We start from the raw sequence: 16,529 nt of genomic DNA on the forward strand, positions 1-16,529 counted from the left end.
AATAATACGTCAAAAATCAGCTGAATTTACTATGCAGGGATATTATACAATTCGATTAACGGATAAAACACTACTGAAATAGTGAAAAGGTAAATTTTATGAGAAAGTTCTTTTGTAATTATCTTGAAAACTGAAAATTTATATTTTCTAAAAGTACATAAACAAATTTATCTTTCTACATTTCTAAGAATTGAGTTGTTTTATTCATACAACTCAATTGAAATTACGATATAAAAAATTATGAAGGAAGTGATTGTAGTATGGAGACGCTCGAATTGGCACGAATACAATTCGCATCAACAACGATTTTCCATTACTTTTTTGTTCCGCTGTCTATTGGTTTAGCATTTATCATTGCGTTAATGCAAACGTTATATGTGGTAAAGGGACAAGAAATTTATAAGAAGATGACGAAGTTTTGGACACAAATATTCCTAGTTAACTTTGCGGTAGGTGTAGTAACTGGTATTTTACAAGAATTCCAGTTTGGCATGAACTGGTCAACATATTCACGTTTCGTAGGTGATGTGTTTGGTCCATCACTTGCAATTGAAGGCTTATTAGCATTTTTCATAGAGTCTACATTCCTAGGTTTATGGGTATTCGGTGAGGACAAATTACCGAAGCGAATTCACTTGTTATGTATTTGGCTCCTTTCAATTGGAACAATGTTATCAGCATTTTGGATTTTAACTGCAAGTGCATTTATGCAATCGCCAGTAGGATATGAAATGGCAGCAGATGGACGTGCACAGATGAATGATTTCTTAGCGATTATTCAAAACCCACAATTATGGGTACAATTCCCGCATACAATTACAGCTGCGATTGCAACTGGTGCATTCTTTATTGCAGGTGTGAGCGCATGGAAAATAACGAAAGCTCAAGAAACTGAAGTGTTTAAAAAATCGTTCCGCATTTCTATCATTGTTGGAACACTTACAACGGCGTTAGTATTATTCTTCGGTCATGCGCAAGCACAACAATTAATTAAGACACATCCAATGAAAATGGCAGCAGCTGAAGCGTTATGGAATACGAGTGAGGATCCAGCGCCATTTACAGTATTTGCGAAAATTGATGCAGAGAAGCAAGAAAATTCGTTTGAAATTCAAATCCCTTATATGCTAAGTCTATTATCATTTGATAAATTTAGTGGTCAAGTAGAAGGGATGAATCAAATTCAAAAACAATATGAAGAAAAATATGGGCCTGGAGATTATATACCGCCAGTACACACTATGTTCTGGAGTTTTAGAGCGATGGTAATGAGTGGAACATTTATGCTTCTTCTAGGAGCATACGGATGGTTCTTATCAAGAAAAGATCGTTTAGCCGAAAAAACTTGGTATTTAAAATTAATGGTGTATGCAATTGCACTACCGTTTATCGGTAATACAGTAGGATGGATTATGACTGAAATGGGACGTCAGCCTTGGGTAGTTTTCGGTGTTATGAAAACGGAAGATGCTGTATCTCCAAATGTTATGTTCGGAGAAGTATTATTCTCTTTAGTTTCATTCACATCACTATATTTAATTATAGGTGGAATCACTATTTACTTATTCGTTCGTATTATTAAAGGACATGAGAATAAGAAAGCGAAACAGGATTCTCAAAGCCATGATCCATTTGATAAGGAGGAAGAGTATGTTATCTCTTAATGAGTTGTGGTTTATCATTATTGCAGTTTTATTCGTAGGCTTCTTTGTACTTGAAGGTTTCGATTTCGGTGTAGGTATAGTTTCAAGGTTTTTAGGGGAAAACGATTTAGAGAAAAGAATTTACTTAAATACAATTGGCCCATTTTGGCACGCGAATGAAGTATGGCTTGTTTGTGCAGGTGGGGCTATGTTCGCAGCATTCCCGCACTGGTATGCAACTTTATTTAGCGGGTTTTACATTCCGTTTGTATTTATGCTTCTTGCTTTAATTATAAGAGGGGTTTCCTTTAAATTCCGTGCGAAAATAGACAATCATAAATGGAAAGGTTTTTGGGATTGGGGTATGTTTTTAGGAAGTTTACTACCGCCTGTTCTTTGGGGAGTTGCAATTGCTAACTTTATGGTAGGTATTCCAATTGATGAAACGAAAAATGCTGTAGGTGGATTCTTACCATTACTTCATCCATTTGCATTACTTGGAGGAGTTATGTTCCTTCTGCTATGTATTGTTCACGGATTGCAATTCCTTACTATACGTACAACTGGTAAGTTAAGAGAACGTGCACGTATTGCTGCGTTGAAAATTGCACCGCTTGCAATTATAGCACTTCTTATTTTTGCCGGTGTAGGGTTATGGAAAACAGATATATTCACTGGTCATGGTACAGAGTGGATTATGGTTCCGATCGGAGCTTTTGTAGCATTATGTGCGTCAACATTATTAAATAAAAGAAGAAGAGATGGTTGGGCTTTCGTTATGACGAGTTTAACAATCATTTTACTAAGTGCGAGTGTGTTTGCCGGCATGTTCCCACGTGTCTTAATTAGCTCGTTAGGGCCAATATACGATTTAACAATTTATAATGCAGCATCGGGAGATTATGCACTAAAACTGATGACGTATTTTTCAATTGCTATATTGCCATTTGTTTTGGGAAGTCAAATATGGAGTTTCTATGTGTTTAGACAACCTGTTAAGTCAGATAAAGATTTGGAGTACTAATGAAAAGAAAAAGAGGACTTCCATCGTATCCTGGTAGCCGAGTTTTATATGTAGTGTTAACAATCATTAGCATTTTAGAAGCTATAAGTATTATTGGGCAAACAGTGTTTTTAGCACGGGCTATTACGTTTTTATTTCAAGGAGAAACAGTGCAATCTGTGTTAAATGAAACGGTTTATTTTGGAATCACGTTTGCAGTACGTCATATGCTAGTTCGAATTTCGCAAATATTAGTGGAACGTTTCGCTGAAAAAACAGGATCGCTACTACGAAAACAATTAATAGAGGCGTATTTCACATTAGGTCCACGGTATGTTCAAACTGCTGGAACAGGTCATCTGGTTACCTTATCGATTGAAGGTATTGAGAAATTTAAAACATATATTGAATTAACAATTCCTAAAATGATTAGAAGTAGTATCGTACCGGGACTAATTGTACTATATGTTTTTACGTTAGATATTGAGTCTGGAATCATTTTAGTTGTAACGATTCCTATCGTAATTACATTTATGATCCTACTAGGATTAGCAGCGCAGAAAATGGCGGATAGCCAATATGAAACATATCGAGTACTTTCTAATCATTTTGTAGATACGTTAAAAGGATTAGAAACATTAAAGTATATAGGGAAAAGTAAACAACACGAAGGAAAGATTGAAAAAGTAAGTAAAAGGTATAGAAAAGCAACGATGCGTACTTTGCGAGTTGCTTTTCTTTCTTCTTTTGCATTAGATTTCTTTACGAGCTTATCAATCGCATTTGTGGCAGTCGGATTAGGGATACGTTTAATAGATGGGACAATTGTACTATTGCCAGCCCTTACGATTTTAATTTTAGCTCCAGAATATTTTCTGCCGATTAAACAAGTTGGAGCGAATTATCATGCTACGTTAGATGGACAACTTGCAATGGAGCAAATAGAAGAGATTTTACAGCAACAAAAAGAAATAGGAACGAAAGAATCTAATGTAGGTTTAATATGGAATGCCTCTAGTAACTTGAAATTACAAGATGTAAAAGTAAAGAATAATGAATCTGAAAAAGCTATATTAGAGGGAATTGATTTTACTTGGAAAGGCACCGGCGCTATAGGTGTAATTGGTGAAAGTGGGGCAGGGAAATCGACGTTAATTGACGTATTAGCAGGATTTTTAACTCCTTCGGGTGGAAAGCTGATAATAAATGGTGTGAAAATTGACGGGTCTACTCGAGAAGATTGGCAAAAGAATATTGCTTATATTCCGCAGCAACCTTATATTTTCCCGCTTTCATTAAAAGATAACATTTGTTTCTATGAAACGAATACAACTGATGCAGAAGTGGAAAGAGTTATTAATGAAGTTGGTCTTCGTTCACTCGTTACATCGCTTCCGAACGGGATGTATGAAAGAATTGGAGAAGGTGGACGTATGCTTAGTGGCGGGCAAGAACAACGTGTCGCTATGGCGCGTGCACTTTTAAGCAAAAAGCCAATTATTTTATTAGACGAGCCTACAGCACATCTTGATATTGAAACTGAATTTGAAATAAAGCAATCGATGTTACGTCTGTTTGAAGGTAAGCTAGTATTTCTTGCAACACATCGTCTTCACTGGATGAAACAGATGGATCATATTCTTATTTTAAATAAAGGGGAAATGATAGAAAGCGGCACGTATGAAGAACTTTTAAAGAATGAGGCATTACATTTTCAAAGGAAAGAGAGGGGATAGAGATGAGTAACTGGATTAAACCTTATATACAGCAAAATAAAGGTAGAATGACTTTAACTATTTTCCTTGGTCTTCTTGGAGTTAGTTCAGGTGCGATGTTACTTTTCATTTCAGGTTATTTAATCTCTAAATCTGCTCTTAGACCAGAAAATGTAATGGCTGTATATGTTCCTATCGTTGCAACACGTGCGTTTAGTATAGGACAAGCGGTATTTCATTATTTAGAGCGTTTAGTTGGACACGATGTCGTACTACGCATATTAGAAAAGATGAGAACGAAACTATATAGAATAGTAGAACCGCAGGCGTTATTTTTCCGCTCACGATTTCAAACGGGCGATATGTTAGGTATATTATCCGAAGATATAGAGCATTTGCAAAACCTATATTTACGTACAATATTTCCTAGTCTATTAGCATTAGTTGTATATAGCATATTCATACTTGTTATCGGTGCATTTGACGTAGTATTTGCACTTATTGCAGCATGTATGTTGGCTATTATCGTTTTTCTTCTTCCGTTTGTATCATTACTTTTAATGAAGCAGCATCATGTTACTTTAAAGCAAGGAAGAAGCCGTTTGTATCAACAACTAACAGACGCTGTTTTTGGGTTATCTGATTGGCAAGCAAGTGGTAGAAAAGATGAATTCATTGATAAGTATGTAGAGCAAAATGCTCAGTTGTTAAAAACGGAAAAAAGAATGAAGCGCTGGAATCATATTCGGGACAGTATCATTCAATTAGTAGTGGGGATTGTAGTTATTTCAATGATCATATGGACTGGAAATGAGGCGGCAAGTGGACAGATTGCACCTACCGTTATTGCGGCTTTCGTCTTAATGACGTTATCAGTCACAAACGCGCTTATTCCTCTTTCAGATGCTATCGATCGAATTCCATCATATGTAGAATCTGCTCATCGTCTAAATAAAGTAGAAGCTAATGATGTTTTACAGGATGAAAAGGAATTACATGAGGATAAAGATTATGTTGCATCAAAACATATAGACATTGAATTAAATAATGTATCGTATAGTTACCCAGATAGTAATGAATTTGTATTGAAAGAAGTATCACTGCAAATAAAGGCAGGAAAGAAAATCGCCATTTTAGGAAGAAGTGGAACAGGAAAATCTACTTTGTTAAAATTGTTAGCAGGTGCGCTAAGTCCGTTACATGGTGAAGTTTTATTGAATAGTGAACATGCTCATACGAATCTTTTATCAAAATATATTTCTATATTGAATCAAAAGCCGCATTTATTCGATACGACAATTGGAAATAATGTGCGAATCGGTAAACCAGAGGCTACGGATGAAGAGATATGGAGAGCTTTAGAGAAAGCACAATTAGCTTCGCATATAGCTTCTCTTCCAGATGGATTGCAAACAAAAATGCATGAAATGGGGAAAAGGTTTTCTGGCGGGGAAAGACAACGGGTTGCTTTTGCTAGAACGCTCATGCAAGAAGCTCCAATTATTGTCCTTGATGAACCTACGATCGGCTTAGATCCAAAGACAGAATTATCTTTAATAGAAACAATGTTTTCTGCAACGGAAGAAAAGACAGTAATTTGGATTACGCACCATCTTGTTGGAATTGAACATGTAGATGAAGTTATATTCCTTGATCGTGGTCAAATTGTGATGCAAGGTAGTCATGAACAACTTCTGAAAGAAAACGAGAAGTATCGTATGCTTTATGAGTTAGATAAAGGAATATAGTTTGAATAAGTAATAATTGTAAAATAGCTACGCCTAATGGTGCAGCTATTTTTGTTTTGAAATGAATATTCTATTCTTTTTTAATGATGGATTGCAGATGTATATGATCGTTACGAATGAAAAATGAATTTCATATTATACATATAATGGAGGGGGATATACATGAAGGAGCAGTATAAAATTATTGTTTTAAGTGATGAAGTATCAGGGGAAAGGATTCAAAATGCATTAGACAAAAATAAATGTAAAATAATAGTTCATGTTGTAGACGTTTCAACTATTATTCGTATAGAAAATTCTTTTCAATATATAGTCATTTGGAGAGTGGACGCAGAAAAACTTACAAATGAATTGATAAACAAGGGCGTGCAAAGTAAAAAAATTATTAATTTAACAAAATACATGTATGAATGGAGGCATAAATTAATTTCTATATATCAAATAAATCCGGATCTTATGTTTTTATACATGTCTATGAAAAAAGTAAAGAGTGATCCCACGTATGAATTGTTTGCTACCGGTTTGTCTTATCCGTATTGTGGCATAAGTACGGAGCTCCTCTCAAAAAAGTCAATAAAATTAACACTTCCATCGCAAGATCTATACTATGATTATTTAATAGCGTCACAACTTCTATCAAACGATCATTCATTTCAATATTGTTTGATAGGAATAGCCTATTTCTCTTTTTACTTTGACATGTCGTTATCATCTGAAGCATATAGAATTCACAAAGTATATTATCCATTGTTTCAAGACGGTCATCATACTGTAGTTCATTCTCCTCTACCCACTGATGGATTCTCACATCTAGATACTCCGAAACCACTTTTTTCTATTTTTAATTTGCATTTTGAATATATTTTATTAGACGAACTAAAAGATGAATCATTGATACTACCTTGGATAAATGCTGAATGGAATACTACTCCCCTTCATATTCCTTTTGAAGAACATGGGAAAATGAGAGCAGCTTCGCATGCTAAATTGTCATATCCTCATACTTTAGTTGAAAATAAAACGATTTTCAAAAAATATTTAGAACTACTGTTAAAACATGATATAAAACCACTAATTGTTGTATTCCCTGTTACTTCACATTATTTCAATTGTAGTAGTAAGAAATTAAAAGAAGATTTTTATAAAGTTATAAATGATTTTCAAAGTCAATATTCTTTTCGGATTATAGATCTATTTGATTCACCATTATTTTGTGATGAAGATTTTTATGATAGTGATCATATGAATAAAAAAGGTGCAAATAAAATGTCCGCGTTATTAAATATGTTTATTTAGGAACGAAAAGTATGATATTTTGTTTCATGTTTGCATAAAAGTATATAGGCTCCATACAGTTAAAATAATGTGATTTTCGTGTCGCGTATATAAATAATATGCGAAGAGGTGAGAGAGTAAAATGAGAACTCGTATTGAAAGAACTGAAGAGGTGGTAGATCAACTTCCGTTGGTAAGTGTTTTAATTCCTACGTATAATCGTCCTCGCTACTTTGAAGAGGCATTATGTAGTGTGTTAGAACAAACGTACCCTAATATAGAAATTATAGTTGGAGATGATAGCACGAATGACGAAACAGAAAAGGTGTTACAAAAATACTTATGTGATCATTCAAATATTATTTATATAAAAAATAGGTCAACTCTCGGACAATTTGAAAATGCTCTAATGCTATTTAATGAAGCGAACGGTGAGTATGTAAATTTTTTAATGGATGATGATTTATTTCATGTGAATAAAATTGAAAAAATGATGAAGTATTTTTTCAATGATCTAGATAATGAAATTAAGCTTGTAACATCTCATCGTCAAGTAATTGATGATAAAGGAGAAGAATTACGCCATATTTATTCAACTGTTCGTTTATTTGAAGAGGATATGATTATAGAGGGAACAGAATTAGGGAATAGGGTAATTGTCGATCAAAAAAATTATATTGGAGAACCGACAACAGTTTTATTTCGTAAAAATGATTTACAAGAACCGTATGGGATTTTTGATAAGAGGAGGTATCTATGTAACGTAGATATAGCTTCATGGTTATCTTTATTAAGTAAAGGAAAAGCAGTATATATAGCAGAGACACTTAGTTACTTTCGATTACATCAAGATCAACAGTTAAATGAATCTAATAAAATGATGGATGGATTAGAAGATTTTTCACATAGTATTATAGCAGGAGAAAAATATGGTTTCTTATCCACCGAAAAAGAATTAGACAAAGCGATAACAAATTTTCTAGATTATGCAAGAAGGATAGTTCCATCATCGATATTATATACATTAGACTATTATCAAAAAATTAAAGAAAAGAAAATAAACATAGAAAAGAAAAAACAACATATAAATAATAATTCTCTTTTACCGAAAGTAAGTATACTGATTCCTGCGTACAATAGACCTTATTACTTGGAATTGGCACTCAATAGCGCTCTGAATCAAACATATGAAAATATTGAAATTGTTATTTCTGACGACAGTACAAATAATGAAGTCAATGCTATGATTCAACCGTATTTACGTGAATATGAGTGTATTACATATGCTAAAAATGAAACTCCGTTAGTTGCTGAAAACTTTAATAAGTGTATAGAACTTGCGAACGGGGATTATATAAACTTTTTATTAGATGATGACTTATTTCATCATGAAAAGATCGAGAGAATGATGAAATACTTTTTGACGTTAGAAAATATTTCATTTGTGACGTCATATCGTGAACTGATTGATGAGAATGGAGAGATATTACCACCCTCAACATTGAATATGAAAATTGCGAAAGAAACTACACTTTTTGAAGGAAAAGAATTAGGGAATTACATATTAAAAAATTTAAAAAATATAGTTGGTGAGCCGACAACTGTTCTGTTTAATCGAGATTTGTTTGAAGGGAAGTTTGGGTATTTTAAAGGAAAGGCTTATTCTTCTATTAATGACATTGCAACTTGGCTAGATATGATGAGGAAAGGAAAAGTAGTTTATATACAAGAACCTCTTAGTTATTTTAGACAACATAGTGGACAAAATCAAAAACAAATACATTTTATTTTAATGACAATTGAAGAGTGGATTGAATTAATTATAGATGCATATAATAGTGGGTTTTTAAGTTCTGAGAGGGATTATAAAGAGAGTTTATCTTATTGTTTAGAAAATGCGGGATTTATAGTTAAGGATGCAGTAAGAAATGGGGAACTAGATCAAATTTATAATGAAAAGATAAAAAAAGGGTTAAACAAGCTAGTCGCTCATATGTTTGAGAAAGAATGTTGTTATTGTCAATATTGCAATCAGCAATTTGAAAAATTTTCACCTTGGCCAGCACATTATGATTTTCCGAAATATAAATTTGAGATGTGGAATAAAGATACAGGGATATGCCCAGTTTGTAGTTCAATGGATCGTGAAAGGTTGTATCGTGCGTACATTGAAATGGAAACGGACTTGTTAAGTAGAGAATACACTATGCTTCATATTGCACCTGAAGAGAAGTTAAGAGATTGGTTTAACGAGTATAAAAATATTACGTATGTATGTGGGGATATAGAACCAAAGGATCCATTAATGAAGGAAATTGACGTTACAAGCATTACATATGATAGTAATACTTTTGATGTAATTTTATGTAGCCATGTATTAGAACACGTTCTTGACGATGACAAAGCAATGCGAGAGTTATATAGAGTATTAAAGCCAAATGGGTGGGGAATTATTCAAGTACCAATCGTAATGAATGTAGATTCTATTATAGAAAATAAATTAATTGTAACACCACAATTGAGAAAATTAGCTTTTGGTCAAGAAGATCATGTGAGAATTTATAATCAATCGGGATTCATTCAACGATTAATGAATGCAGGATTTAAGGTGGAATTATATAACATAGCTGAAAGAAAAGGAATGAAAAGTGCTAGGAAATTTGGATTATCTGAAACAGATACGCTTTATATTGTCCGAAAATGATAGGAAGGAATAGATAGATATGGAGAATATTCCTTTTTTGCGTGCTTCAACTGTACCTGTAATTGAGTATTTGGACGAATTGAAGGAAATTGATACATCTCACATATATACGAATTATGGACCTATAAATCAACGTTTTGAAGAAACAATTATGTCGGAATTTTTTCAGAACAGGGGCGCTGTTACAACAGTGGCAAACGCAACGTTAGGGTTAATGGCTGCTATTCAACTTAAGAAAAGAAGAAAAGGAAAATATGCTCTCATGCCTAGTTTTACATTCCCTGCGACTCCATTAGCGGCTATTTGGTGTGGATTGGAACCTTATTTTATTGATATTTCAATAGATGATTGGTATATGGATAAAACAGTACTTTGGGATAAGATTGAAGAATTAAAAGAAGAGGTTGCGATTGTTGTCCCGTACGCAACTTTTGGATCATGGATGGACTTAGAAAAATATGAAGAATTAGAGAAAAAGGGTATTCCGGTTGTCGTAGATGCGGCACCGGGATTTGGGTTAATGAATGGAAGTATGCATTACGGTCAGGATTTTAGTGGTATGATCGTATATAGCTTTCATGCAACAAAGCCGTTCGGAATTGGTGAAGGAGGGCTCATATATAGTAAAAAGGAAGAAGATATACAACGTATTAAAAGAATGGGTAATTTCGGATTTGATAAAAATCGTGAATGTACGATGATGGGGTTTAATTGTAAAATGTCTGAATATGCGGCAGCTGTTGGGATTGCGACTATGAAAAAATGGAATCAAAAATTAAAAGAACGCACCCGTATTTCTGAATGGTATAAACACTTGTTACAAAGTAATGGATTAATGAAAAAAGGATGGAAACTCCAAAAGACAGAAGCAGTTATTCAACAATTTATGCCTATTCTTTGTCCGGAAGAAGTTCACAACATACAAGTAATAGAAGAACTGAAAAAACAGAAAATAGAAGCTAGATTATACTTTTCACCATCATGCCACCAACAAGTTTTTTTTAGAAATTATAAGTCTACAGATTTGATAGAAACGAATAAAATAGCCAAACGAATAGTAAGTTTACCTTTATGGGAAGGAATGACGAAAGAAATAGTAGAACAAATTGTAATCTGTTTAGGGCAGAAGGTGGTGTCGGCAGATGAATAGTTTTTATAGTCAAGAAGAGCTAAAGAAAATTGGATTTTTATCTGTTGGGAAAAATGTATTGATTAGTAAAAAAGCAAGTATATATAATCCAGGTGTTATATCAGTTGGTAATAATGTAAGAATTGATGATTTTTGTATTTTAAGTGGTAAAATCACAATTGGAAGTTATTCGCATATATCAGCGTATACAGCGTTATATGGAGGGGAAGTTGGGATTGAAATGTATGACTTTGCAAATATCTCAGCTAAAACAATCGTATATGCAGTACTAGATGATTTCAGTGGAAATACATTAATGGGGCCAACTGTCCCGAATCAATATAGGAATGTGAAAACAGGAAAAGTTATTTTAAAAAAACATGCGATTATTGGTGCTGATTCTATTATTTTTCCAAATGTAACTGTAGGAGAAGGCGCAGCAGTTGGTGCGATGAGTATGGTAAAAGAGAGTTTAGATGATTGGTATATTTATGCTGGAGTTCCCGTAAGAAAAATAAAACCTCGTCAAAAAAAGATGCTAGAGTCAGAAAATGATTTTTTAAAAAGCATTAATTCTTAACAAAAAAGAATTAATGTTTTTTATTTTTATGATACAGCAAAGTTGTATCTTAACTTATTATGTTTTAAATTTAGCTGACAAAGGCAATACTGAGCCATAGTGAATGTAAAGTTGGAGGGCGAGCGTATATGTTTGATGAGGATGGGATTGTTTTAATTATGGAACCAGCTGATGAAAGTAACTTGAGGAGGTTTATTTTTTCGGTGCCAAAGTCAGTGTATGAAAAGAAGGGGCTTACATTACACTATGGAACAGCTATAGGACAAGGATATATGGATATAATTGAAGATATTATTAGCGTACATATAGAAATAGATGTTGTAACGATAATAGGGCATGTAAGAGGGTAAATAGCTATTTGAAAAAGGTTATAAGTAATTTAGGTAGAAGTTATGCATAGAGAAAATTGCAGACAATTATAAAGGCGAAGGGAGTCTAAAATGAAAATCAAATCAATTTTATTAGTATTTATAGTTTCAATTGGTTTAATGGGATGTTCACTAGTAGAGGAAGGAAAGAACTCCATAGATTATGCTCAAAAAGCGACAGACTATGTAAATGAAATAAGTGCATTTGCAAATGATGCACCAGCATTAGCTGAAAAGGCCGTTAATGATAGCGAAGCTCGAAAAGAATTAGAAACGAAGCTTAGTGAAATTAAACAAGATATACCCGCTTTCAATGAATTAACACCACCTGATGTAGCAAAGGATCTTCATCAGCAAATCGTCGGATATAACGAAAAGTTAAATACATTAATTGATACGGCAATGACGAAGATAGAAGAAGGAAAAGTGGATGTAGAGCAATTTAAAAACTCTGAGCTTATGCAGACGATTGATCAAGTTCGTGATTTGAAAGAGAAGGTTCAAAATTTAGGACAATAATAAAAATCTCCGTTTTGTGATGAACGGAGATTTTTTATGTTTTCTAATGGAAAAGTTTATAATATTTTCTTTCTATAATATAAGTGTTTTTTTATATCTTCCATTGTTCTAAAATATGTATTGTTTTATTAGTTGCATCCATGTTCACTTGAGCACCTATCGGCATAGTGATCATCGGATGGGTATGACAACAATCAAAGTCAGCTAATAAAGGAATTCTTTGATTTTGCAGTACTTCTAATAATATTTCATAAGGTTTGCGATTTGTACCACAATCATCAAACTGCTCATGTTTTCCAAGAATAATACCTGAAACTTTATCAAATACGCCGTTAACTTTAAGTAATGAAAAGCTTCTTTCAATAGTAGCTGCATCTTTTGAACTATCCTCAATAAATAAAATATCCCCATTTTGAATACATGGCATATAAGGACTACCCCAAATTCCTTCTATTGTATTTAAGTTCCCTCCAATAATACGTCCAGTAGCTTGTCCATTTGTTACAGAAATCCAATTATTTGGTCTAAGTTCTTTTTCTTTCGTTTTCTCTTCCCAATTAATAAATTCATCTGACCAAAATAATGGTTGTTTTATGTTGTAAGGAAGAGGCGGATCGTTTTGTAATGTTTCTGAGAAATATTTGTATGTGTCATCTACAAAAGGTTCAAATTCTCCAAAGGAAGGGACGAGTGCCGGACCGTAAAATGTAGGGATTCCTGTTTTGGCATAAATCCCTAGCAATAAAGCTGTTGCATCTGAATAGCCAATCATTATTTTAGGGTTATTTTGAAAAGCATCATAATCAATATAAGGTAATAAGGAATTGGAATTCATACCGCCAATTGTTGACATAATACAAGATACATTAGGGTTTCTTATTAAAGCATTCAGTTCCTCAGCACGCTCTTGTATACTGCCAGAACGATAATAATCATATCGACCTGTTAGTGAACCTTCTAATATGTGAAATCCTTTCTGTTGTAAGTAAGATTTCGCTCGTTCAAATCTTTTTGGAGAAGTGTAGGTTGCTGGTGAAGAGGGCGAATAAATGCCGATTGTGTCTCCGTATTTTAATGATCTTGGAAGTAGCATCGTAAGAATCCTTTCTATTAAATAGTTAAATTACGATAATTTAACATTGAATATTCTTATATTTCGGTATTTTAATTGTAACATAAATGTATTAGATGAATAAATATGCTTTTTACCTTGACGATATAAAGTAATTATTGTTATGGTTAAACGTGAGTGTATAAAAGGTTTGCTAAAGGAGTTTTGAAATGAAGCGGTTAAAATGGGGAAGGCTGACGATCCTAGTAGTCATTATTTTAGGGATATGTTGGTTCTTATTCCAAGGAACTCAAAAGAGTGCAACAAATATAGAGGGACAACCTTTACAGGTGGCAGAACTACCTAAAACAGGATTAGCTGAAAAAGTAGTGCCACCAAAGTACATACCACCGGAAATTGATGCAAAAGCAGCTATGATTATTGATGCGAGTAATGGAGATGTTATTTATCAACATAATGAAAAAGAAGCTTTTGCGCCAGCAAGCATGTCTAAGATGATGACAGCGTATCTTCTATTAGAAAATGTACATAATGGGAAAGTTCGCTGGGAAGATCCGGTGAAAATGAGTGCGAAAGCGGCACAAACAGAGGGTGCGAGAATCCCAGTCCAAGTGAATGACACATTGACTGTTAAAGATTTGTACCATGCATTAATGATTGAATCGGCAAATAATTCGGCTGTGGCTTTAGCAGAACATATGGCTAAGACGGAGAAAGATTTCGTTCAGCTTATGAATGCAAAAGCGAAGGAGTTAAAAATGTCGAATTATGCTAAATTCGCAAATGCATCAGGACTACAAGAACCTGATGGAAGTGAGACGAAGATGACGGCAGCTGATGTAGCAAACTTGGCATATCATCTAATAAAAGACTATCCAGAAATATTAGAAGTGACTCACTTACGTCAAAGTCAGTTAGCATTTAATAATATTAATGTTGTAAGTACAAATGATATGTTAAACAAAAATAATAAAGCTTTATATATAGAAGGAATAGACGGATTAAAAACAGGATTTACAGATAGCGCAGGGTATTGTTTTACGGGTACAGCAAAACAAGGTGATACTCGTATTATTACTGTTGTAATGGGAACGAAAGGTAAAACGAAGCGTTTTACAGAGACGAACAAGCTAATGTCTTATGCATTTGGCTTAGTTAATTAAGTGAAATACTGAGTTGGATCATCATATCAGAAAGGCAATTTGTTGTTACTTATTATCGGTAACAATAAATTGCCTTTTTATTGTTAGTATTAGGAAGTAAAAAGGTAAAAAATGTGAGTGTTATTATTTGAGTTTATTATTGTTTGTTGATAGTATAAAGTTAGAAGCTTATTAATGATAAGTTTTAAGAGGCGGAACATGATGTATACATATGAAAAAGCCTCAAATGAAAATTGGAGGGAATTATGATGGCAAAAGATTTTTACTCAGCAATTGAAGACAGAAGATCTATTTACGCGATTAGTAAAGAGCAAGTAGTTTCTGATGAAAAAATTCAAGAAGTGATTTATCATGCTGTAAAACATACACCTTCAGCTTTTAACTCTCAGAGCGCCCGCGTTGTCGTCTTGCTAGGAGAACAACATGATAAGTTATGGGATATTACGAAAGAAACGTTACGAAAAATTGTACCTGAAAATAACTTTGCATCTACCGAAGAAAAAATGAATGCATTTAAAAGTGGTTATGGAACGGTTTTATACTTTGAAGACAGTCAAGTAGTGGAAGAACTGCAAGAAAACTTTGCATTATACAAAGAGAATTTCCCAACGTGGTCACAGCAATCCTCAGGAATGTTACAATTTGCAATTTGGACAGCTTTAGAAATTGAAGGATTTGGTGCTACATTGCAGCATTACAATCCATTAATTGATGAAGAAGTGAGAAAAGAATGGGAAGTTCCAGGAAACTGGAAACTTACTGCGCAAATGCCGTTTGGTAAACCGGTGGTAACTGCAGGTGAAAAAGAATACCAACCTTTAGAAAATCGTGTGAAAATTTATAAATAATGCGAGATAAAAGGTGAACAGGGATACAACCTGTTCACCTTTTATAAGTAATAAGGATTTTTTTTGATAGGAATTTTTCATCTGATCTTTTAATTCGTTTTTACGTGTTTCAATAGTTGATATTTTTTGTAAGGTAATAATTGAAACGAATTGAAAAAAAGCATAGTATAATTCTATATTTTTATGTATAGGATCATCTATTATGTTTTTCATAAATATACCTCCTTCTTTAATCCCAATATTTGCAGGCAATAAGACTTCCATCTTAAAATTCAATGTACCGCCCTGTAAAAGTTCGATAGGTTTCAGTGTAGGGTAAATAAAATTTGTATTGGTTAAAATACCACTATATATATGATAATATAAATATCCTATAAATTCCATAGTTAGTGAAAAGTAGGTAGTGGTGTGTGTGTTTTCGCCAAATTAGAACAGAATTTTTGAAGTTAAATCTTACAAATCGTCAAATCTTTTATAAGTGATAGATAGTATCAAAAATAGTTTTCTAAAAATATTATACTATTGATAAAAAAAGTATTTTTTGTCATGATAAGAGTATGCTTCATGGGAGGAGCTTTACTAGGAAATATATTCTTTGCATTGGATTAGATGAATAGGGTTTTTCAAAGTGGATAGACAATGTATATTAAGATAATGAATGGAATGTCGAATTTTCAATGAAATACATAAGAGAATTGAAAAAAGCATTGCAAAAACAATAAGTTTAATGGTAAAGTTCACATGAAGTTCACACGGAATACA

General features: G+C 33.3%; 13 protein-coding genes and 1 pseudogene. 12 read left to right on the forward strand and 2 right to left on the reverse strand.

Going from position 1 to position 16,529, the window contains the following annotated elements:
• Positions 1-260 precede the first annotated feature (260 nt).
• The 10 genes from cydA to DN394_RS21845 all read left to right on the forward strand — a co-directional run bounded on the left by cydA (position 261) and on the right by DN394_RS21845 (position 12,684).
• Positions 261-1,664 (forward strand): cytochrome ubiquinol oxidase subunit I, encoded by a 1,404-nt coding sequence (gene cydA, locus DN394_RS21800; RefSeq protein WP_098704901.1) that lies wholly within the window; start codon positions 261-263, stop codon positions 1,662-1,664.
• The gene (cydB, locus tag DN394_RS21805) at positions 1,651-2,667 is read left to right on the forward strand and encodes a cytochrome d ubiquinol oxidase subunit II (protein WP_098704900.1); all 1,017 of its coding nucleotides are present in this window, start codon (positions 1,651-1,653) and stop codon (positions 2,665-2,667) included. Before cydA ends, cydB begins: the two co-directional genes overlap by 14 nt.
• Complete coding sequence (gene cydD, locus DN394_RS21810; protein WP_097916067.1) at positions 2,667-4,382, forward strand: thiol reductant ABC exporter subunit CydD; 1,716 nt, start codon at positions 2,667-2,669, stop codon at positions 4,380-4,382. Before cydB ends, cydD begins: the two co-directional genes overlap by 1 nt.
• Before the next feature lie 2 nt (positions 4,383-4,384).
• On the forward strand, positions 4,385-6,109 hold the full coding sequence (cydC, locus tag DN394_RS21815) for a thiol reductant ABC exporter subunit CydC (protein ID WP_097916069.1): 1,725 nt from the start codon (positions 4,385-4,387) through the stop codon (positions 6,107-6,109).
• A gap of 162 nt (positions 6,110-6,271) precedes the next feature.
• Complete coding sequence (locus tag DN394_RS21820; protein ID WP_097916071.1) at positions 6,272-7,405, forward strand: hypothetical protein; 1,134 nt, start codon at positions 6,272-6,274, stop codon at positions 7,403-7,405.
• Positions 7,406-7,526: 121 nt separating this feature from the next.
• Complete coding sequence (locus DN394_RS21825) at positions 7,527-10,088, forward strand: glycosyltransferase (protein ID WP_149294229.1); 2,562 nt, start codon at positions 7,527-7,529, stop codon at positions 10,086-10,088.
• Between the two features lie 19 nt (positions 10,089-10,107).
• Positions 10,108-11,238: an aminotransferase class I/II-fold pyridoxal phosphate-dependent enzyme gene (locus DN394_RS21830; RefSeq protein ID WP_097916075.1), complete on the forward strand. Its 1,131-nt coding sequence runs from the start codon at positions 10,108-10,110 to the stop codon at positions 11,236-11,238.
• Positions 11,231-11,797 carry an acyltransferase gene (locus tag DN394_RS21835; RefSeq protein ID WP_098084220.1) on the forward strand — a complete coding sequence of 189 codons (567 nt, stop codon included), beginning with the start codon at positions 11,231-11,233 and terminating at the stop codon, positions 11,795-11,797. Before DN394_RS21830 ends, DN394_RS21835 begins: the two co-directional genes overlap by 8 nt.
• A 128-nt stretch (positions 11,798-11,925) precedes the next feature.
• On the forward strand, positions 11,926-12,147 hold the full coding sequence (locus DN394_RS21840) for a hypothetical protein (RefSeq protein WP_060490036.1): 222 nt from the start codon (positions 11,926-11,928) through the stop codon (positions 12,145-12,147).
• Positions 12,148-12,237: 90 nt separating this feature from the next.
• Positions 12,238-12,684 carry a DUF6376 family protein gene (locus DN394_RS21845; protein WP_097916079.1) on the forward strand — a complete coding sequence of 149 codons (447 nt, stop codon included), beginning with the start codon at positions 12,238-12,240 and terminating at the stop codon, positions 12,682-12,684.
• Positions 12,685-12,775: 91 nt separating this feature from the next.
• Here DN394_RS21845 and DN394_RS21850 read toward each other — a convergent pair whose 3' ends face one another.
• Positions 12,776-13,777 (reverse strand): S66 family peptidase, encoded by a 1,002-nt coding sequence (locus tag DN394_RS21850; protein WP_097916081.1) that lies wholly within the window; start codon positions 13,775-13,777, stop codon positions 12,776-12,778.
• Between the two features lie 188 nt (positions 13,778-13,965).
• On the opposite strand from DN394_RS21850, the gene DN394_RS21855 reads away from it, so the two are divergent.
• Both DN394_RS21855 and DN394_RS21860 read left to right on the forward strand, forming a co-directional pair.
• Positions 13,966-14,919, forward strand: coding sequence for a D-alanyl-D-alanine carboxypeptidase family protein (locus DN394_RS21855; protein WP_149294230.1), 954 nt, complete (start codon positions 13,966-13,968; stop codon positions 14,917-14,919).
• 245 nt (positions 14,920-15,164) lie between these two features.
• Positions 15,165-15,767, forward strand: a complete 603-nt coding sequence (locus tag DN394_RS21860) for a nitroreductase family protein (RefSeq protein WP_002108512.1) — start codon at positions 15,165-15,167, stop codon at positions 15,765-15,767.
• Between the two features lie 41 nt (positions 15,768-15,808).
• Here DN394_RS21860 and DN394_RS29060 read toward each other — a convergent pair.
• Positions 15,809-15,980 (reverse strand): annotated as a pseudogene (locus tag DN394_RS29060) (DNA mismatch repair protein MutT).
• Between the last annotated feature and the right edge of the window lie 549 nt (positions 15,981-16,529).

Source organism: Bacillus sp. BB081 (assembly GCF_008368895.1).
Taxonomy (GTDB): Bacteria; Bacillota; Bacilli; order Bacillales; family Bacillaceae_G; genus Bacillus_A; species Bacillus_A wiedmannii.